At 64.3% G+C, this 20019-nt stretch carries 18 protein-coding genes and 1 pseudogene; 17 read left to right on the forward strand and 2 right to left on the reverse strand.

The features are described from left to right. Positions 1–74: 74 nt before the first annotated feature. Positions 75–866: a cyclase family protein gene (locus AC56QQ_RS33970; RefSeq protein WP_091584595.1), complete on the reverse strand. Its 792-nt coding sequence runs from the start codon at positions 864–866 to the stop codon at positions 75–77. A gap of 119 nt (positions 867–985) precedes the next feature. Here AC56QQ_RS33970 and AC56QQ_RS33975 point away from each other — a divergent pair. The 13 genes and pseudogenes from AC56QQ_RS33975 (at position 986) to AC56QQ_RS34035 (ending at position 14840) form a co-directional block, all read left to right on the forward strand. Beyond that, positions 986–2559, forward strand: a pseudogene (locus AC56QQ_RS33975) (phytoene desaturase family protein). Positions 2560–2690: 131 nt separating this feature from the next. Beyond that, positions 2691–4220 carry an ABC transporter substrate-binding protein gene (locus AC56QQ_RS33980; protein ID WP_497124913.1) on the forward strand — a complete coding sequence of 510 codons (1530 nt, stop codon included), beginning with the start codon at positions 2691–2693 and terminating at the stop codon, positions 4218–4220. Positions 4221–4310: 90 nt separating this feature from the next. Beyond that, complete coding sequence (locus AC56QQ_RS33985) at positions 4311–5318, forward strand: ABC transporter permease (RefSeq protein ID WP_497124914.1); 1008 nt, start codon at positions 4311–4313, stop codon at positions 5316–5318. Continuing rightward, positions 5311–6159 carry an ABC transporter permease gene (locus AC56QQ_RS33990; protein WP_256749012.1) on the forward strand — a complete coding sequence of 283 codons (849 nt, stop codon included), beginning with the start codon at positions 5311–5313 and terminating at the stop codon, positions 6157–6159. The genes AC56QQ_RS33985 and AC56QQ_RS33990 overlap by 8 nt, the downstream gene beginning before the upstream one ends. Beyond that, positions 6156–7034 carry an ABC transporter ATP-binding protein gene (locus tag AC56QQ_RS33995; RefSeq protein WP_497124915.1) on the forward strand — a complete coding sequence of 293 codons (879 nt, stop codon included), beginning with the start codon at positions 6156–6158 and terminating at the stop codon, positions 7032–7034. Before AC56QQ_RS33990 ends, AC56QQ_RS33995 begins: the two co-directional genes overlap by 4 nt. Continuing rightward, a complete protein-coding gene (locus tag AC56QQ_RS34000; RefSeq protein ID WP_497124916.1) occupies positions 7027–7863 on the forward strand; it encodes an ATP-binding cassette domain-containing protein in 837 nt (278 codons plus the stop codon). Before AC56QQ_RS33995 ends, AC56QQ_RS34000 begins: the two co-directional genes overlap by 8 nt. Before the next feature lie 79 nt (positions 7864–7942). Next, a complete protein-coding gene (locus AC56QQ_RS34005) occupies positions 7943–8542 on the forward strand; it encodes a VOC family protein (protein WP_497124918.1) in 600 nt (199 codons plus the stop codon). 140 nt (positions 8543–8682) lie between these two features. After that, on the forward strand, positions 8683–10977 hold the full coding sequence (locus tag AC56QQ_RS34010; RefSeq protein ID WP_497124920.1) for a bifunctional salicylyl-CoA 5-hydroxylase/oxidoreductase: 2295 nt from the start codon (positions 8683–8685) through the stop codon (positions 10975–10977). After that, positions 10974–11747 carry an SDR family NAD(P)-dependent oxidoreductase gene (locus AC56QQ_RS34015; RefSeq protein ID WP_497124921.1) on the forward strand — a complete coding sequence of 258 codons (774 nt, stop codon included), beginning with the start codon at positions 10974–10976 and terminating at the stop codon, positions 11745–11747. Before AC56QQ_RS34010 ends, AC56QQ_RS34015 begins: the two co-directional genes overlap by 4 nt. Next, positions 11741–12211 (forward strand): MarR family winged helix-turn-helix transcriptional regulator, encoded by a 471-nt coding sequence (locus tag AC56QQ_RS34020; protein WP_489859216.1) that lies wholly within the window; start codon positions 11741–11743, stop codon positions 12209–12211. Before AC56QQ_RS34015 ends, AC56QQ_RS34020 begins: the two co-directional genes overlap by 7 nt. Next, positions 12208–13020: an enoyl-CoA hydratase family protein gene (locus tag AC56QQ_RS34025; protein ID WP_497124922.1), complete on the forward strand. Its 813-nt coding sequence runs from the start codon at positions 12208–12210 to the stop codon at positions 13018–13020. Before AC56QQ_RS34020 ends, AC56QQ_RS34025 begins: the two co-directional genes overlap by 4 nt. A 211-nt stretch (positions 13021–13231) precedes the next feature. Next, positions 13232–14380 carry an acyl-CoA dehydrogenase family protein gene (locus tag AC56QQ_RS34030; RefSeq protein WP_497124923.1) on the forward strand — a complete coding sequence of 383 codons (1149 nt, stop codon included), beginning with the start codon at positions 13232–13234 and terminating at the stop codon, positions 14378–14380. Positions 14381–14444: 64 nt separating this feature from the next. After that, a complete protein-coding gene (locus AC56QQ_RS34035) occupies positions 14445–14840 on the forward strand; it encodes a RidA family protein (RefSeq protein WP_269906048.1) in 396 nt (131 codons plus the stop codon). A 56-nt stretch (positions 14841–14896) separates the two neighbouring features. Here the strand turns inward: AC56QQ_RS34035 and AC56QQ_RS34040 are convergent, their stop codons facing one another. Then, positions 14897–15988: an LLM class flavin-dependent oxidoreductase gene (locus tag AC56QQ_RS34040; protein ID WP_497124924.1), complete on the reverse strand. Its 1092-nt coding sequence runs from the start codon at positions 15986–15988 to the stop codon at positions 14897–14899. A gap of 123 nt (positions 15989–16111) precedes the next feature. Here AC56QQ_RS34040 and AC56QQ_RS34045 point away from each other — a divergent pair, with 123 nt between their 5' ends. From AC56QQ_RS34045 to AC56QQ_RS34060, 4 genes are all read left to right on the forward strand, one after another. After that, entirely contained in the window at positions 16112–16873 is a 762-nt protein-coding gene (locus tag AC56QQ_RS34045) for an HpcH/HpaI aldolase family protein (RefSeq protein ID WP_497124926.1), read from the forward strand. Positions 16874–17075: 202 nt separating this feature from the next. After that, positions 17076–18266, forward strand: a complete 1191-nt coding sequence (locus AC56QQ_RS34050) for a pyridoxal phosphate-dependent aminotransferase (protein WP_489863598.1) — start codon at positions 17076–17078, stop codon at positions 18264–18266. Between the two features lie 73 nt (positions 18267–18339). Next, a complete protein-coding gene (locus AC56QQ_RS34055; RefSeq protein ID WP_091584467.1) occupies positions 18340–19137 on the forward strand; it encodes an ABC transporter substrate-binding protein in 798 nt (265 codons plus the stop codon). Positions 19138–19305: 168 nt separating this feature from the next. Further along, positions 19306–19980, forward strand: coding sequence for an amino acid ABC transporter permease (locus AC56QQ_RS34060; RefSeq protein WP_497124927.1), 675 nt, complete (start codon positions 19306–19308; stop codon positions 19978–19980). The last annotated feature ends 39 nt before the right edge of the window (positions 19981–20019 follow it).

Raw genomic sequence — 20019 nt, forward strand, 5'->3', positions numbered from 1 at the left:
GATCTGCCTTCGTTCAGCGTGTGTCATCCAGCTTGGGCACGATCTCTTGCGAAACCGGCCCTCGCCTGGGGCGATCATGCCTTCGAGACGAGCGCCAGCGCGCGGATCGGGCTGCCGGTGCCATGCTCGATCTTGAGCGGCGCCGCGATCAGGATCGCACCCTTCGGCGGCAGCTGGTCGAGGTTGCACAGGCTGGCAAGCCCGTAGCGGTTGGCCTTGTGCATCAGGCTGTGCGCCGGGAATGGCGGCTCCATGCCGCCGGCCTTGCCGGCGTCGGTGCCGATGGTCTCGCTGCCCCAGCCCTTGATGTTCTTGCTGATCAGGTACTGGATGGCTTCGGCCGTCGGGCCGGGCGTGTGCGGACCGGTCTCATTGGCATTGAGGAATTCGGCTTCCGAGCCATTGCGCTTGTACCAGTCGGTGCGCATCACCACCCACTCGCCGGCATTGATGGCGCCATGCTTGGCTTCCCATGCCTTGATGTGGTCGACGGTGAGCAGGAAATCGTGGTCGGCGGCGGCTTCCTTCGAACAGTCGATGACATTGACCGGGCCGACGAAGTTCTGCGCCGGAATGGTATCGGTGGCGCCGTCCGGATAGTCCTTGCCGGTGATCCAGTGCTTGGGCGCGTCGAAATGCGTGCCCGAATGCTCGCCGAGCTTCAGCCAGTTCCACGCCCACCAGGGACCGTTCTTGTCGTAGGCGGAGATGGTGTGGATCTCGACCTTCGGCGTGTCGACCGCGAGTTCCGGCGGCAGCTTGATCAACGGGGTGTCGGGACCGAGCGGTGCCGACAGGTCTACCACCTTGATGGCGCCTGAAAGAAGCTGGCCGGCGACTTCGCCGAGGAGTTTTTGGGTGTCCATGGTCTCTGTTCCCTCTTTCGTGGTGGTGATCAAGGCTCGTCGCGGCCCTTAATATCCTACTAGACGAAAACATATGCATCTGCAATTATCTTTAAGCATAAAGGAAATGGGAACGGGGCGTGAGCGAGTTCGACGCCATCTTTGTCGGGGCGGGCCACAACAGTCTGGCATGCGCCGCGCATTTGGCGCTCAAAGGCTGGAAAACCGGGATTTTCGAGCGCAGTGCAACAATCGGCGGCGCCGTCCAGACCCGTGAATTCACCCTTCCCGGCTTCCGCCACGACTTCGGCGCGATGAATCTGAGCCTGTTCGCCGGCTCGGCCTTCCATCGGAAATATGCAAATGAATTGAAAGCGCGGGGGTTGGAGTTCGCGCCGGTCGCCGACTGTTTCGCCAGCGCCTTTCCGGATGGCCGCTGGTTCGGCGTCAGCAACGATCTGGAAAAGACCGCCGCGCGCATGGCCGCCTTCTCAGCCGCCGATGCCGCGACATGGCGCAGGCTGGTCGCCGCCTTCCCGGCGGAGGCCGAGCATCTGTTCCGGCTGCTGGGCTCGCCGATGAGCGCCCGCGCTCTGGCCGGCACCGCGTGGAACCTGTGGCGCAAGAAGGGTGTTGCCGGCGCGCTCGACACCGGGCGATTGCTGCTGTCGTCGCCACGTGCCTGGCTGGAGGAGAATTTCGAGTCCGCGCATGTCAGGGCAACGCTCGCGACCTGGGGCATGCATCTGGACTTCGCACCCGACATCGCCGGCGGCGCCGTGTTCCCCTATCTGGAATCGATGGCCAACCAGAGTTTTGGCATGGTGCTGGGCAAGGGTGGTGCCGACACCATCATCCGCGCGCTCTCGGGCATGGTCACGGCCGCCGGCGGCAAGATCGTCACCGGGGCCGAAGTGGCCGAGATCATGGTTTCCGCCGGCAAGGCGACCGGCGTGCGGCTCGCTTCCGGCGACACCCATACCGCCACTAAGGCGGTCATCGCCGGCGTTGCGCCAAAGGCGCTGACCGGCAAGTTGCTGCCCAACGGTTCCGGCGACGCCGGCTTCGACACGGCGATGCAAGAGTTCCGCCACGCGCCGGGCACGATGATGATCCATCTGGCGCTCGACGATCTGCCGGACTGGCGCGCCGGCGCCGAGCTTCGCCAGTTCGCCTATGTGCATCTGTCGCCGTCGCTCGACGCGATGTCGCGGACCTATCAGCAGGCGATGGCAGGCATGCTTCCGGACGAACCGGTGCTGGTCGTCGGCCAGCCGACCGCGATCGATCCGTCTCGCGCACCTGAAGGCAAGCATGTGCTGTGGGTGCAGGTGCGCATGCTGCCCGCAGAAATCCTCGGCGACGCTACCGGCAAGGTCGCGCCGGACCACTGGGACAAGGTCAAGGACCGCTACGCCGACCGCGTTCTCGACATCATCGAAAGCTACGCGCCCGGCCTGCGAAACAAGATCCTGGGCCGCTCGGTGTTTTCGCCCATCGACCTGGAACGCGAGAACCCGAACCTCGTCGGCGGCGACCAGGTCTGCGGCAGCCACCATCTGGCGCAGAATTTCCTGTTTCGCCCGGCGCGCGGTTTCGCCGGCTGGAACACGCCGGTCGGCAATCTGCATCTCACGGGTGCCGCGACGTGGCCGGTGCCGGCACCGGCGCGGCTTCGGGCTACATGCTCGCGCAACAGCTTGGCGGGAGGTAGGAGCCGAAGATTTCTAGAGGTGCCGAAGATTTCTAGAGGTGAAGGAGGGCAAGGCGCTGCTGCCCAAGGAGCCTGAACCAAGGAACTGACATTGCCGCGCGAAGAAAATACAACCAACAAGGGGAACGACCATGACAATCAACAGACGCGAATTACTCGGATACAGTGCCGCGGCACTTGGGGTGGCCGCCGTCGGCCTGCCGCGGATCGCCAAGGCGGCTGCCGGCGAACTGACCATCGCCTACAACGTCAACCTGCCGTCCTGGGACCCGACCACCGGCCCCTCCGCGGTCAACCCGACGATCCAGGGCCTCTACCAGTCGGTGTTCGACCAGTTCATCCCCCAGAAGCCGGACCTGTCCTTCGCACCGGGCCTGCTGACCGAGTGGGGCTGGAACGACGACCGCACCAAGATCATGATGACGGTGCGCGAAGGCGTTACCCGGCATGACGGCTCGCCGTTCACGGCCGAAGACGTGGTCTGGTCGCTGCAGCGGGCGGGTGACGAAAAGACCGGCAACCCGATCCAGTTCGTCTGGAAGAACGTCAACAACTTCAAGATCGACGGCAACAAGATCACCGGCGACGTCGTGCAGTTCGACCCGGTGTATTTCAAATGGATGTCGTTCCTGACCGGCTACATCATGCCCAAGGCGTATTACGAGAAGGTCGGCGCCGAAGGCTTCGAGAAGGCGCCGATCGGCACAGGTCCCTACATGGTCGAGAAGTTCGAGCGCAACGCCTTCCTGCGGCTCAAGGCCAACCCGACCTACTGGGGCGGCAAGCCGGCCTTCGAGAATGTGACGATCAAGTTCGTCACCGATGCGGCGAGCCGCGTCGCCGAGATCGAATCCGGTTCCTCGCAAGTGACGCTCGAAATTCCCTATGAGGAGTATGACCGGCTGATCGCCAAGGACGGGCTTGCCGGCTCGTGCAAGAACGTCTCCGACATCGGCATGATCTTCTTCAACGACATCGAGGCGATGCTGGACAAGAACGTCCGCCGGGCAGCGGTGATGTCGATCGACAAGAAGCTGCTCGTCGACCGCCTGCTGCGCGGCTACGGCCAGCCCATCGATACGCTGGAAACGCCGGAATACACGGCCTACGATGCGTCGATCAAGGTCGAGCACAATCCGGAGAAGGCCAAGGAATTGCTGGCCGCCTCGGGCTATTCGCCCGAAAAGCCGGTCAAGTTCACCATCCAGACGACCAAGGGCTTCAAGCCCAAGGACTACGAGATGATCCAGGCGATCGTCGGCATGTGGCGCAAGGTCGGCATCGAGGCGACGATCGAGGTCTACGAAATCGCCAAACACTACGAGCTGCGTGCCGCCGACAAGCTGGCGCCGGCCGCCTTCTACAATTGGGGCAATGCCATCGGCGACCCGACCACCTCGACCGGCTTTGCCATGTATGGCCCGAGCCCGCATTCGGTGTGGGACAGCCAGGACCTGATCGACATGATCAACCCGCTATGGGGCGAAAAGGACGAGGCCAAGCGCATTGCCGGCTGGAAGGCGGTCGACAAATATATCGCCGAGCAAGCCTATGTGCTGCCGCTGATGCAGTATGCTCAGCCGATCGTGCACGCCAAGGGCGTCAATGTGGTCCAGCATGTGTCCGGCGCGCTGCTGCCGGCCCTGATGACCCCGGCCTGATATCGGTCCGGGATTGCCGCGCGCCGTCGACAGCGACGGCGCGCATTTTCCATCAGGCATACGAGCCAGCGGGCTCCTGCAAAGATTTACATGCTCCTGCAGAGATTTCTGATCCGCCTTCTGACGATGCTGGTCACGCTGTTCGGCGTGGCCGTCGTCGTCTTCGTCGTGATCCGCGTCGCTCCCGGCGATCCGATCGCGATGATGTTGCCGCCCGGCGCGACCGATGCCGACATCGCCCGGCTGCGCGCGCTCTATGGTCTCGACAAGACCATCCTGCAGCAATTCTTCATCTGGCTGTCCGGCGTTGTCAGGGGCGATTTCGGCACCTCGATCTCGCTGCGACAGGACGTGCTGGGGCTGGTCTTCAACCGGCTGCCGGCGACACTGGAACTCGCCATCGTCGCGCTCATCATGGCGGTGGCGATCGGCGGCACGACGGCCATCCTCGGCGCCCGCGAACGCGGCACGGCGGTCGAGGCCGGCATCGATATCGCCAGTGGCACCGCCCTTTCCATTCCCGACTTCCTGTGGGGCCTGGTGCTGATCCTTCTGTTCGGCGTGCTGATCCCCGTCTTCGATATTTCCGGCCGGGTGTCGCCGCAGCTCGACCTGCCCTTCGTCACCCAGTTCTATCTGTTCGAGAGCTTGCTGCGGCTGCGCCTTGACCTGACCTGGGATCTCTTGAAGCACATGCTGATGCCGGCCGTCGCGCTGGCGCTGCCGCTGGCGGCGATCATCGCGCAGCTGTTGAAACAGTCGCTCAAGGAAGTGCTCGACCTCGACTATGTCGTGCTGGCGCGGGTGAAAGGTTTTTCGGAAACACAGGTCATTCTGCGTGAGGCGTTGAAGAATGCCGCGCTGCCGACGCTGACCCTGGTCGGGGTACAATTCACCTTCCTCATCGGCGGCACGGTCATCGTCGAGCGGCTGTTCTCCTATGAAGGCCTCGGCAATATGGCGATCGATGCCGTCATCAACCGCGACCTGCCGCTGATCCAGGGCATCGTGCTGGTCTTCGCGCTGTTGTTCGTGCTGATCAACCTCGTCGTCGACATGATGTATGCGCTGCTCAATCCGAGGTTGCGCCATGGATGACGGCCGCATTTCAAGACACGGCTCGGGCGCGAAACTGTGGTTGGCCGGCGGCTGGCTGCTGCTCGCACTGCTTGCCGCCATCTTCGCGCCACTGGTCGCGCCGCAGGATCCGCTGGCGCAGGACCTGATGCTCGAGCGGCTGCCGCCGTTCTGGATGAGCGGCGCCGAACCCGGCTACTGGCTCGGCACCGACAGTCTCGGCCGCGATCTCCTGTCCCGGCTGATCTTCGGCGCCCGCATCGCCTTCATCGTCGCTTTCGCGGCAGCCACCGCCGCGTGCCTGGTCGGCTCGACGCTTGGTCTGATCGCCGGCTATTTCGGCGGCTGGGCCGACCGCATCATCTCGCGCATCGTCGATGTCTGGATGGCATTTCCGCCGGTGTTGTTCGCCATCCTCCTGGTCGCCGTGCTCGGCACCGGCCTGAGTTCCGTCATCATCGCCATCGCCGTCATCGACTGGACGCGCTTTTGCCGGGTGATCCGCGCCGAGACCATGGGCCAGTCGCGCATGGACTATGTCGAGAATGCCCGCATCGCCGGCTATGGCCGCATCGGCATCATGCTGCGCGAAGTGCTGCCCAATGTGGTGCCGTCGATCGTCGCGTTGCTGTCGCTGGAAATGGGCATCGCTGTCATCGTCGAGGCGATCCTGTCCTTCGTCAACCTGTCGATCTCGACCGACGATCCGACCTGGGGCGGCATCATCGCCGAGGGCCGGCTGTCGATCCATCAGGCCTGGTGGGTGCTGGTGTTCCCGCTGATCACGCTGATCCTCACCGTACTGTCGTTCAGTCAGTTCGGCGAAGGGTTGAAGGCGCGTTTCGACCCGGTGCTGCGATGAGCGCTTGCCTCGACATCAGGAATTTGAGCGCCGTGCTGCCCAACGGCCAGCGCGTGCTGCGCTCGGTATCGCTTGCGGTTCAACCCGGCGAGGTCCGTGCGCTGGTCGGCGAGAGCGGCGCCGGCAAGACGATGATCGGCAAGGCCGTGCTTGGCGTGTTGCCGTCGAGCGTGCGCATTGTCGAAGGCGACATGCTGCTTGAAGGCGAAGACCTCGGCAAATTGCAGCCGAAGGCGCGCCGCACGCTGATTGGCGCCCGCACGGCTCTGATCCCGCAGGATCCGCTGACCGCGCTCAATCCATCGCGCCGCATCGGCCCACAGATGACCGACCGGCTGGTACGCATTCTCGGCTGGAGTGGCGAGAAGGCCGATCAGCGCATCCGCCAATTGCTGGACGAGGTGCATATCCGCGATCCCGACCGCGTGCTGAAAAGCTATCCGCACGAGCTTTCAGGCGGCATGCGCCAGCGCGTGCTGATCGCGGCCGCCTTCGCCGCCGAGCCACGGCTGATCGTCGCCGACGAGCCGACCACGGCGCTCGACGTCACCGTGCAGAAGCAGATCCTGCGGTTGATCGTACAGTTGCAGCGCGAGCATGGCACCGCGATCCTGTTCGTCACCCATGATCTCGGCGTCGTCGCCAAGATCAGCCAGAAAGTGTCGGTGCTCTATGCCGGCAAGGTGGTGGAAGAGGCCGAAACGGTTGCTCTCTTCGCCGCACCGCAGCACCCCTACACGCGAGCACTGATGGCCGCCACACCGCGCTACACCGACCCGTTCGCTTCGCTGAAACCGGTGGACGAAACGGTCCTGGCCGGGCTTGCCGCCGAGATCGCGTCCGCCGACCAGGCCTGGAGGCGACCGCATGGCTGAGCCGCTGTTTTCCGTACGCGGGCTGAAGGTCGCCCTGCCTGACATGACGCGCAAGCCGCTGATCGGCCGCGCGCCATTGGCCGAAATCCTGAAGGGCCTGGATTTCGACCTGCCGAAAGGGTCGGTGACCGGCATCGTCGGCGAGTCAGGGTCGGGAAAATCGACACTCGGCCGCGCCCTCGTGCGGCTGCTGGAGCCCAGCGCCGGCAGCGTCACCTTCGACGGCCACGACATCACCCATCTGCCGGAGGCGGAGCTGCGGCCACTGCGCCGCAACCTGCAGATGATCTTCCAGGATCCGATGTCGTCGCTCAACCCGCGTCGCACCATTGCCAGCATCATCGCAGCGCCCCTCAAGCAGAATGGCCTTGGCGACAATCTCAGGGCACGCGTCGCCGAGGCGTTGCAGCGCGTCGGCCTGCCGCAGAGCTTCGCCAGCCGCTACCGCCACGAACTGTCGGGCGGCCAGCGCCAGCGCGTCGGCATTGCGCGGGCGCTGGCGCTGTCGCCGAAATTCGTGCTGGCCGACGAGATCGTCTCCGGGCTCGACGTGTCGACGCAGGCGCAGATCCTCACCCTTCTGGAGAAGCTGGCGGCGGAGATGGGCCTGACTGTCGCCTTCATCAGCCACGACCTTTCGGTGATCCGGCGGCTATGCCGGCAAGTGATCGTCATGCGCGAAGGCATGATCGTCGAGGCGAGCGCCACCGACGCCTTGTTCGAAAACCCGCGGCAAAGCTACACGCGCGACCTGATCTCAGCCATCCCGCTGCCGGAAATCGATGCTGGCTGGCTGGACATCCCGCCTGCCGCCAGGGCCCCGACATGAATGCATACGCACGCCGAAAAGCGGGCCTCGGACGTGCGGCCGGCAATGACCCAAGTCCCGCCAATGGAGGAGGACTGACATGAAGACGATACTTGGAAACGCAACGCTCGCCGCGGCCATCCTTGGCAGTGCCGGCATGGCCGCGGCCAGCTCGATCCCCGGCATGCACGGTCACGATCACACCGGCATCACGGTTCCCGACATGAAGCAGGCGGTCGACTTCTTCACCGACGTGGTCGGCTGCAAGAAGGCGATGTCGTTCGGCCCGTTCGCCGACGACAAGGGCACGTTCATGCAGGATCTGCTGGGCGTGGACCCCAAGGCCGTGATCGAAGAGATCACCATGGTCCGCTGCGGCTACGGATCGAACATCGAATTGTTCAAATACACCGCACCGGACCAGAAGGATCTGCAAGCCCGCAACAGCGACATCGGCGGCTTCCACATCGCCTTCTATGTCGACGATGTCGCCGCCGCCAAGGCGTATCTCGACGCCAAGGGCGTGAAGACCAGATTGGGACCGCTGCCGGTCAAGGAAGGGCCAGCCGCCGGCCAGACCATTCTCTATTTCCAGGCACCCTGGGGCCTACAGCTGGAAGCGATCAGCTATCCGACCGGCATGGCCTACGAGAAAGGCGCCGAAACCGTGTTGTGGAGCCCAAAGAGCCCGGAAAAATGACCTGACGGCGCGCTTGCGTGACGACACGCAAGCGCGCCTTCGTCAATGTCGGATAATCATTTCGATATGAAACTTTAAGCTTGAAATAATTTGCCGCCAGCGCGATACTCAAATCAGCAAGCGAAGAGGAGATCGCACAGATGAAGGTTGCGGTTCTCGGCGGCGGACCAGCCGGCCTCTACTTTGCCATCTCGATGAAGCTCAGGGATGCCGCGCATGATGTGACGGTGTTCGAGCGCAACCGCGCCGATGACACGTTCGGCTGGGGCGTCGTGCTGTCGGCCGAGACACTCGAAAACCTGTCGAAGAACGATCCCGTCAGCGCCGTCTGGATCAAGAAGCATTTCGCCTACTGGGACGACATCGCCGTCATCCATGATGGCGTGCGCACGGTTTCGACCGGCCATGGCTTCTGCGGCATCGGCCGCAAGCGGCTGCTCATCCTGCTGCAGCGCCGCGCACGCGAACTCGGCGTCAAGTTGATGTTCGAGACCGACATCGCCGATCCCAAGCCCTATATGGAAACGCATGATCTGGTCGTTGCCGCCGATGGGCTGAACTCCAGGGCGCGCAACACCTTCGTCGACATCTTCAAGCCCGACATCGACACCCGCAAGTGCAAGTTCGTCTGGCTCGGCACCAAGCAGAAATTCGACGATGCCTTCACCTTCATCTTCGAGAAGACCGAGCATGGCTGGGTGTGGGCGCACGCCTACCAGTTCGACAGTGACACCGCGACGTTCATCGTCGAGTGCAGCGAACAGACATGGCAGGCTTTCGGCTTCGGCTCGATGTCGCAGCAGGAATCGATCGCCACCTGCGAGCGCATCTTCGCCAAGCATCTTGGCGGCCACGCGCTTATGACCAATGCCAACCACATCCGTGGCTCGGCCTGGATCAATTTTCCGCGGGTGCTGTGCGAGCGCTGGTCCTACAAGAACCTGGCGCTGATGGGCGATGCGGCGGCATCGGCGCATTTCTCGATCGGCTCCGGCACCAAGCTGGCGCTGGAAAGCGCGGTGGCGCTGGCCGACTATGTCGAGTCCGAGCCGGACCTCGACGCCGCATTCCGCAAATATGAGGATGCCCGCCGCACCGAGGTGCTGAAGCTGCAGTCGGCGGCGCGCAATTCGCTCGAATGGTTCGAGGAGGTCGAGCGCTATCTCGGCCTCGATCCGGTGCAGTTCAATTATTCGCTGCTGACCCGCTCGCAGCGCATAAGCCACGAGAATCTGCGGCTGCGCGACGCCGAATGGCTGGGCGGCGCCGAGGAATGGTTCCAGCGCCAGGCAGGCGCCGCCGCCAGCAACCTTCGCCGCGCGCCGATGTTCGCGCCGTTCAAGCTGCGCGACATGAGGCTGCAGAACCGGATCGTCGTCTCCCCGATGGCGCAGTACAAGGCCGTCGACGGCTGTCCGACCGACTGGCATTTCACCCACTATGCCGAGCGGGCCAAAGGCGGCGCCGGGCTGGTCTATATCGAGATGACCTGCGTCAGCCCCGAAGGCCGCATCACGCCCGGCTGCCCCGGCTTCTATGCGCCCGAACATGAAGTGGCCTGGAAGCGGCTGGTCGATTTCGTCCACACCGAGACCGAAGCGAAGATCTGCGCGCAGATCGGCCATTCCGGCGCCAAGGGTTCGACGCGGCTCGGCTGGGAAGGTACCGACGTGCCGCTGACATCCGGCAATTGGCCTGTGATGGCGGCCTCGGCCGTGGCGTGGTCACCGCAGAACCAGGTGCCGAAGGCGATGGACCGCGCCGACATGGACAGGGTGCGCGACGAATTCGTGGCGTCCGCCGAGATGGCCGATCGCTGCGGCTTCGACATGCTAGAGATCCATGCGGCGCACGGCTATCTCCTGTCGTCCTTCATCACGCCGGTCACCAACCGGCGCACGGATGCCTATGGCGGATCGCTGGAAAACCGCATGCGCTATCCCCTCGAAATCTTCCGTGCGGTGCGCGCCACCTGGCCGGCGGAGAAGCCGATCTCGATGCGCATTTCGGCGAATGACTGGGTCGGCATCGAAGGCGTGACGCCAGCCGACGCGGTCGAGATCGCGCGGCTGCTGCATGAGGCCGGCGTCGACATTTGCGACGTCTCAGCCGGGCAAACGTCGATTGCCGCGAAGCCGGTCTATGGCCGCATGTTCCAGACGCCGTTTTCCGACCGCATCCGCAACGAGGTCGGCATGGCGACGATGGCGGTCGGCAACATCTACGAGCCTGACCATGTCAATTCGATCCTGATGGCCGGCCGAGCCGATCTGGTGGCGCTGGCACGGCCACATCTTGCCGATCCCTACTGGACGCTGCATGCGGCGGTCACGCTCGGCGATCGCGGCGTCAAATGGCCCGACCCCTATCTGCCTGGCCGGGACCAGCTCTACAGGTTGGCCGAGCGTGATGCGGCCGCGGGGCTGAAAGTATGACGGCCGCGACAGCGATCGCCGGCAAGCATGCGCTCGTCACCGGCGGTGGCTCCGGCGTCGGCCGCGCAATCGCGCTGGCATTGGCAGAGGCCGGCATCGACGTCACCATTTGCGGCCGCCGGGAAGCGGAGCTCGCCAAGGTGGCTGGCGAAAACGACCGCATCTTCTCCATCGCCGCCGATGTCACCAATGAGGCGGCGATGACATCCCTTTACGAGACGGCCGAAGCAGCGCGCGGGCCGTTCGACATCGTCGTCGCCAATGCCGGCATGGCCGGCAGCACGGCGGCGCAGAAGACCACGCTTGCCGATTGGCAGCGCACGCTCGACGTCAATTTGACCGGCGCGTTCCTGACGGTGAAGCCGGCGCTGGCCGGCATGGCGGGGCGCAAGGCGGGCCGGATCGTCTTCATCGCCTCGACCGCCGGGCTGAAGGGCTACGCCTACGTCGCGCCCTATGTCGCCGCCAAGCATGGCGTCGTCGGCCTGATGCGGGCGCTGGCGGCCGAGACGGCGAAGTCAGGCGTGACCGTCAACGCGGTGTGCCCGGGTTTCGTGGAAACCGAGATGCTGGAGGAGTCCATCCAGCGCATCATCGAAAAGACCGGGCGCTCGGCCGGCGAGGCACGGTCGAGCCTTGCCTCGACCAATCCGCAAGGCCGCTTCATCCAGCCGCAAGAGGTTGCCGCCGCCGTACTGTGGCTGTGCGGCGATGCCGCCCGGTCTATCACCGGACAGACGATTTCCATTTCAGGAGGCGAAACATGGTAGCCGGCCCGCTGCCCGCGCCGTCAGGACCCGGCAAGGACCGCTTGCGTCTGTGGATCAGGCTGCTGCGTGCCTCGCGCACGATCGAGGCCGAGCTGCGCGAGCGGCTGAAGAAGGAATTCAACACGACGCTGCCGCGCTTCGATGTGATGGCCGCACTCTATCGAATGCCGGAAGGCATGCTGATGAGCGACCTGTCGCGCTTCCTGCTGGTGTCCAACGGCAATGTCACGGGCATCGTCGACCGGCTGGTCTCGGAAGGGCTGGTCGCCCGCGCCCGCCGCAATGGCGACCGCCGCACCTCGATGGTGCGCCTGACCGAGGAAGGCTCAGCGGCCTTCGCCACCATCGCCGCGGCACATGAGGGCTGGATCGGTGAATTGCTGGGCAAGGTCAGCGAAGACGACGCGCGCCGGCTGACCGGCATGCTGACCTCGTTCCGCAGCAATTGGGAGGGACGCGAATGACCGGAATGACCGGGCTCAAGCCGAAGCATTTCCTCTGGCAGGTCGAGGGCAGGATCGCAAAGGTCCGGCTCGACCGGCCGGAGCGCAAGAACCCGCTGACCTTCGACAGCTATGCCGAGCTGCGCGACACATTCCGCGACCTCGTCTACGCCGATGACGTCGACGCCGTGGTGTTCCTGTCCAATGGCGGCAATTTCTGCTCCGGCGGCGATGTCCACGACATCATCGGCCCGCTGGTCAAGATGGACATGAAGGAGCTTCTCGCCTTCACCCGCATGACCGGCGATTTCGTCAAGGCGATGCTCAACTGCGGCAAGCCGATCATTGCGGCTGTCGATGGTGTTGCGGTCGGCGCGGGCGCCATCATCGCCATGAGTTCCGACATCCGCATCGCCACGCCGGAAGCCAAGACGGCGTTCCTGTTCACGCGCGTCGGTCTCGCCGGCTGCGACATGGGCGCCTGCGCGATCCTGCCGCGCATCATCGGCCAGGGCCGCGCCGCCGAACTGCTCTACACCGGCCGCACGATGACGGCGGCGGAAGGCGAGCGCTGGGGATTCTACAACCGGCTGGTCGACGCCGCCGCCCTCGAGGCCGACGCGCTCGACATGGCGGCGCGCATCGTCTCCGGCCCGACCTTCGCCCACGGCATCACCAAGACGCAACTCAACCAGGAATGGTCGATGGGTCTCGACCAGGCAATCGAGGCGGAAGCGCAGGCGCAAGCGATATGCATGCAGACGCGCGATTTCGAGCGCGCGTACAAGGCGTTCGTGGCCAAGGAAAAGCCGGTATTCGAGGGCAATTGAAGATGAACGGTTTTCGCCCAGACACCCCCCTCTGGCCTGCCGGCCATCTCCCCCGCAAGGGGGAGATCGGCTGCACGTATTGTTTTCGCCAATCTCCAACGTTGCCAGGTCGAAGCCGTCGGCAAGGCTGCCAATCTCCCCCTTGCGGGGGAGATGTCCGGCAGGACAGAGGGGGGTGCGACGGATCGCGACGAAAGCCGAGGGCGCGCCCATGCCTGATCGATCCTTTCTCAACTGGCCTTTCTTCGAGGACCGCCATCGCCAGCTGGCCGAGCGGCTGGAGGCATGGTGCGCAAAGAACCTGCCGGTCGATCACCATGACGTCGATGCCGCCTGCCGCGAGCTGGTGGGCAAGCTCGGCAGGGACGGCTGGCTGAAGCCGACGGCCATCGACACCGACAATCCGGGCCCACTCGACGTGCGTACGCTTTGCATCACGCGCGAGACGCTCGCCCGCCATGACGGACTGGCTGATTTCGCCTTCGCCATGCAAGGGCTCGGCACCGGTGCACTCAGCCTGTTCGGCACGCCCGAGCAGCAACAATGGCTGGCGAAGACGCGCGCCGGCAGGGCGATTTCCGCTTTCGCCCTGTCGGAGCCGCGCTCGGGATCGGATGTCGCCAACACCGAGATGACGGCGACCCGCGATGGCGACAGCTATGTTCTGTCCGGCGAGAAGACCTGGATCTCCAATGGCGGCATCGCCGACCTCTACGTGGTCTTTGCGCGCACCGGCGAGGCGCCGGGCGCCAAGGGGCTCTCCGCCTTCCTCGTGCCTGGCGACGCCAGGGGCCTTGGCATCGCCGAACGGCTGGAAGTGATCGCGCCGCATCCGCTGGCGCGCCTGTCCTTCGACCAGGTCCGCCTGCCCGCCTCGGCGTTGATCGGCAGACCGGGCGACGGTTTCCGCATCGCCATGTCGGTGCTCGACGTGTTCCGCTCGACCGTCGGTGCGGCAGCACTCGGCTTTGCCCGCCGCGCGCTGGATGAAAGCATCAAGCGGGTGGCCGAGCGCAAACTGTTCGGCGCGCCGATGGCCGAGCTGCAGATGGTGCAGGGCCATATCGCCGACATGGCGCTCGACGTCGATGCGGCGGCACTACTGGTTTACCGCGCCGCCTGGACCAAGGACATGGGTGCGGCGCGGGTCACCCGCGAAGCGGCGATGGCCAAGCTGTTCGCCACCGACAAGGCGCAAGAGGTGATCGACAAGGCGGTGCAGTTGCATGGTGGCGACGGCGTCCGCAAAGGCCATATCGTCGAAAGCCTGTATCGCGAAATCCGCGCGTTGCGCATCTACGAGGGTGCCTCGGACGTGCAGAAGGTGGTCATCGCGCGGCAAGTGATGGGCGCGGCGTGACGGCAAGAGATTTGACGGGCATTCGATTTTGAGACTTGGTTTTTAGAATACCGGGAGGCTTGAAATGCACACGATCCTGCAGCCGGAAGGCTGGGCGAAGCCGGTCGGCTATGCCAATGGCGTCGCCGCGCGTGGGCAGCTTGTTTTCATCGGCGGACAGGTCGGCTGGAACGGGCAATGCCAGTTCGAAACCGACGACTTTGTCGGCCAGGTGCGGCAGACGCTCGAGAACATCGTGGCGGTGCTGGCCGAGGCCGGGGCGGAGCCGCGGCACATCACCTCGATGACCTGGTATTTTACCGACAAGGCCGAATACCTCGCCAATCTCAGGGGTATCGGCGAGGCCTATCGCGAGGTGATCGGCCGGCATTTTCCGGCGATGGCCGCCATGCAGGTGATGGCGCTGGTCGAGGATCGCGCCAAGGTCGAAATCCAGGCCACCGCCGTTATCCCGGAATAACGAATTCGTTGTTCAGGAATAACCAATCTCCGGAACAAGTGTCCGTCCCGAATAATTTATTCGCGAAGCCCAGCTTGCCTCAGCAGCGGCAGCACGTGGTCGCAAAAATAGGGCAGTTCCTGCGTGTAGTTGACGAAGGACAGCGCGATGCCCTGATAGCCGTGCTCGGCAATGGCGACCATTTCGGCGGCGATCGTTTCCGGCGTTCCGATCAGCGGGTACGTACCGGCGCCGCCAGCAAAGCGCTGCCGGTAGCGGTCGTAGGCGTGCGGGTCGTGCGATTGCGAGAATTCCTTCTTGCCAGCCATATGGGCATCGACCGCATCGTGGTCGGCCATATCAACGGCATAGCGGGTGTAATAGGCCCGCGACTCTTCCATCGTCGGGCGACATACGACATGCGCCACCGTGTAGACGCCGACATCTCGGCCCACTTTGTCGGCCCGTTCGCTGATATCGGCGACATGCTTGCCGGCATCGCTCATTTCGGAAAAGGTCGTGAACAGATAGTCGCATCTGGCGGCGGCGAAATCGCGGCCCGGCCCGCCGAACGCGGCGTTCATGGTCACCGGGCGCGGCATCTGCAGACTGGCCGGCCGGCTCACCGCCTCCTTGAGATGGTAATAGGTGCCTTCATAATCGAGCGGCTCGGCCGACGCATAAAGCTTTTCGAGGATTTCGATCCACTCGGCCGCCTGATCGTAGCCCTTCTCGACCAGCGGCGTGCCGAACATGCCGAATTCCTTGGGGTTCCAGCCACAGACGATGTTGAGCCCGGCGCGGCCCTGGCTGATGTGGTCGACCGTCGCCAGCGCCTTGGCGGCATAGAGCGGATGCACGAGCGGCACATGCACGGTCATGAACAGGCCGATCTGTTCGGTGGCCACGGCAAGGGCCGCCGCCCAGGTGAAAGTCTCGAACGACCATTCGCGCACCTTGTTGCGGCCGCCAAAACCGCGCCAGCGCGCGATCGGCAGCATGAACTCCAGGCCGGCGCGGTCGGCGATCTGGGCCGCCGTCAGATTGTCCCGCCAGCTTGCCGCCCAGCGTTCCGGCACGTCGGTGATGGCAAGGCCACCATCCGCATTGGTCGAAAACACGCCAAGCTTCAGTTTGTTGGAGCCGTGCAGGGGATGTGATTTCTTCATGTCGCGACCTCTCGGCGGGAGATGGCACGCTACGGTTCCGTGAAAATATTTCAAGCATGAAATAGCTTCGCCTCGCCATCGTTTGCGGATATGGATTCGGGCAGGACGAGAAAGGGGATCGGCATGAGCGAGTTCCGCCAGAAATGCACCGGCAAGACGAGCCTCATCGGTTCGTTTGCCGCCATTCCTCATCCCGTCGCGGTCGAGGTGATGGCGCTGTCCGGCCTCGACTTCCTCTGCATCGACTGGGAGCATGCCCAGATCTCGCGCGACATGATCGAGAGCATGGTTCGGGCGGCTGACGTCCATCGCGTGCCGGCGATGGTGCGCGTTCCCGGTCATGCGCCAGAAGCGATCCAGGCAGCGCTGGACAGCGGTGCGCAAGGCGTGCTGATCCCTCGTGTCTCGACCGCTGCCCAGGCCGAAGCAGCCGTGAAAGCCTCGCGCTATCCGCCACTGGGCGAGCGCGGCGTCGGCCCCGGCCGTGCCGCCGGCTACGGCTATCGCATTCCCGAATATCTTGCCGGCGCGAATGACAGGATCGTCGTCGCGGTCCAGGTGGAGACATCAGAGGGGCTGGCCAATATCGAAGCGATCGCCGCCGTCGACGGCGTCGACGTTATCTTCGTTGGCCCGGGCGACCTTTCGGTGTCGATCGATGCGATCGGAACGAAGGGCGCCGACAGGCTGAATGCGGCGATCCGGACGATCATCGGTGTGACGACCGCGCACGACAAGGCCGCCGGCATATTTTGCGCCAGCCCGCAGCCTGTCGGGCAATGGGCAGCCATCGGCGCCAGCTTCTTCATCCTGGCCAGCGACACGATGTTCCTCGGCGCCGGCGCCGCGGCCAACTGTGCCGCCGCACGCGACGAATTGGCGTGAGACGAGCGCAGCCAACACAAAAGAGCGTATCGGCCAGGCCACAGGCCGGCGAAACTTTTTAAGCTTAAAACTTTTGCCTTGAAAAGTGTCGTGGTTTGGATAAGCATTCCAAAGTCGATGGCGCCTGCCGTGCCGGACGGGCTTGCCGGCCAGTCCATCGTGGTGCTCCGGGTGGGTTCAAAGGGTTCAGTCCTTGTCGTTCATGCTGCCCCAATCATCGTCCAGCGCGCGCTATGCTCTCGATGGCGTGCGCGCTCAAATCCGTGATCTGCACACCGAGAACATCGCCAACCTCGCCGTGCGTGCGCGCGAGCTCGGCGACGTGATCGCGCTCTGGTATGGCGAAGGCGACATGGTGACGCCGGCCTTCATCCGCGACGCTGCCAAGGCAGCCTTCGATGAGGGCCTCACCTTCTACGTTCCCAATATGCGTGGCCATGGGCCCCTGAACGAAGCGCTGTCAGAGTACCAGACGCGCCTGCACGGCCGACCGATCCCCATCGCGCGCACCACCGTCACGCCGGGCGGCATGCAGGCCTTGTACCTGGCGCTCGAGCTGCTGGTCGATACTGGCACCAATGTCGTCTATGTCGCGCCGCAATGGCCCAACATCCACAACGCCATCCACCTGATCGGCGGTGAGCCGCGGCCGTTTTCGCTCGACTTCAAGGGCGACTGGCATCTCGACCTCGACCGGCTGTTCGCGACCTGCGACGCGCGCACGCGGGCGATCTTCCTGTCAACGCCCTCCAACCCGACCGGCTGGACCGCGTCGCGCCAGGAGATGCAGGCCCTGCTCGACTTCAGCCGGCGCACCGGCATCTGGATCATCTCCGACGAGGTCTATGGCCGGCTCTATTTCGATGGCGACGTTGCTCCCTCGATCCTGCAGATCGCCGAGGACGGCGACCGGGTGCTGTCGGTCAACAGCTTCTCCAAGGCCTGGGCGATGACCGGCTGGCGCATTGGCTGGCTGACGCATCCGTCCGGGGTGGCCGACCAGCTCGGCGCCATGACCCAGTATATCAACAGCGGCACGGCGGCTCCGATCCAGGCCGGCGCTGTTGCGGCCATCCGCCAGGGCGAACCGCTGGTCGAGGAGATCAGGCAGCGGATCAGGACCGGCCTCGACCTCGCCTATATCCGGCTGGCGCAGATTCCGGGCGTCATCCTGCCGGCGAAACCGCGCGGCGGCATGTATGCCTTCTTTGCCTTGGAAGGCGAAAGTGATGCCCGGCAGGCCTGCGCCAAGATCCTGGAGACGGCGCGTGTCGGCCTGGCGCCTGGCCATCTGTTCGGAAGTTCGGCAACGGCCTTCCTGCGTATGTGCGTCTGCCGTGAACGCGACCAGATAGCGACCGCGCTCGACCGCATGGTCGCTGCCATGAATTGACGCCCCGCCGGAGGTGGGGCGGCAAAAAACCGTGCGGGGCCAACCCGCCCGATCAACAACAGAGGGAACACAAATGAGCTTCACTCGCCGCAATCTGCTTCTTCTCGCTGCCGCCATCGGTATCGCCGCCGGCCCCGCCACCGCTTATGCCGCCGACGTGCTGAATGTCGGCGCCTACCCGACCAATCCGCCCTTCGAGTACAAGAACGAGAGCGGCACCTTCGAGGGCTTTGAGGTCGACATCGTCAACGAGGCGGCCAAGCGCGTCGGCATGACCACCGATATCGCCGACCTCGGCTTCCAGGCGCTGTTCGCCGCCACGACGTCGAAGCGCATCGACGTCGCCATCTCGTCGATCACCATCACGCCGGAGCGGCTGAAGTCGCAGTCGTTCACGCAGCCTTACTATGATTCCGACATGGGCATCGCCACCAAGACCGACAGCCCGATCAAGGCCGAGGCCGACCTCAAGGGCAAGATTGTCGGCGTGCTGTCCGGTTCGACCGGCGAAACCTGGGTCAAGGCGCATCAGGAGGCTGACGGCTTCAGCGACGTGAAGGGCTACGACACGCAGCAGAACCTGCTGCTCGACCTCAGCGCCGGCCGCGTCGACGCCGCCGTCAGCGACATTCCGGGCATGCAGTATTCCTTCACCAAGATGAAGGACCTGACCGTCAAGGAGCGCATCAAGACCGGCGAACAGTACGGCCTGATGATGACCAAGGACCACCCGCTGCTCGGCAAGCTGAACGACGCCCTGACCGCGATGAAGAAGGACGGCACGCTGGCCGCGATCCACAAGAAGTGGTTCGGCAGCGACGCCCCAGCCGACTCTTCGACGGTCAAGGAAATGCCGCTGCCGAAGGCCTGAGCGGCAATGCACTGAAATCGTGCCGGCTTTCCAGGCCGGCACGATTCATTTGATGCTCTGGCGCCAGCTTCGGCGCAAATCGTCTCGCCATCGGCGAGGCCTATGAATTTTAACTGAGCACCCTTTGCTCTGGCGTCACGGGACGCAAAACGGTTCGGGAACGCTCCCATGTCGCTGCTGGACACTTTCTTCAACCCCGATGTCATCATGTCCAGCCTGCCGGCGCTGCTGCGCGGCTTCCTGAACACGCTGCTGCTCGGACTGCTCAGCATCGGCATCGGCATCCCCGTCGGCCTAGTGATCAGCCTGCTGCGGCTCTACGCGCCGAAGCCGCTGCGGTGGCTCGCGATCGGCTACACCGACATCTTCCGCGCCCTGCCGGTGCTGGTCGTGCTGATCCTGATCTACTATGCGCTGCCTTTCCTTGGCATACGCCTGTCGTCCTGGACCTCGGCGGTGACCGCGTTTGCCATCATCATGTCGGCCTATTCGAGCGAAGTGTTCCGTTCCGGCATCGAAAGCATTCCACGCGGCCAGTTCGAGGCGGCGCAGGCGCTTGGCCTGCCGTTCCTGCTGACCTTGCGCAAGGTGGTGCTGCCGCAGGCGGTGCGCGTGGTCATCCCGCCGATGACGAGCAATTGCGTCTCGATGTTCAAGGACACCTCGCTCGCCTCGACCGTGGCGCTGCCGGAACTCCTGAAGGAAGCGACCAACGCGCAGTCGCTCTACGCCAACCCCTCGCCGCTGATCGGCGCGGCGCTTGTCTATCTTATCTTCCTCTGGCCGATGGTCCGCCTCGTCAGCCTGCTCGAGCGCCGCTTCAAGACCGAGAAGACGCGCTGACCGCGCCAACTGATCCCAACCGCCAAGTCCTTCGCAGGA

This window comes from Mesorhizobium sp. RCAM 05099 (genome assembly GCF_059683685.1).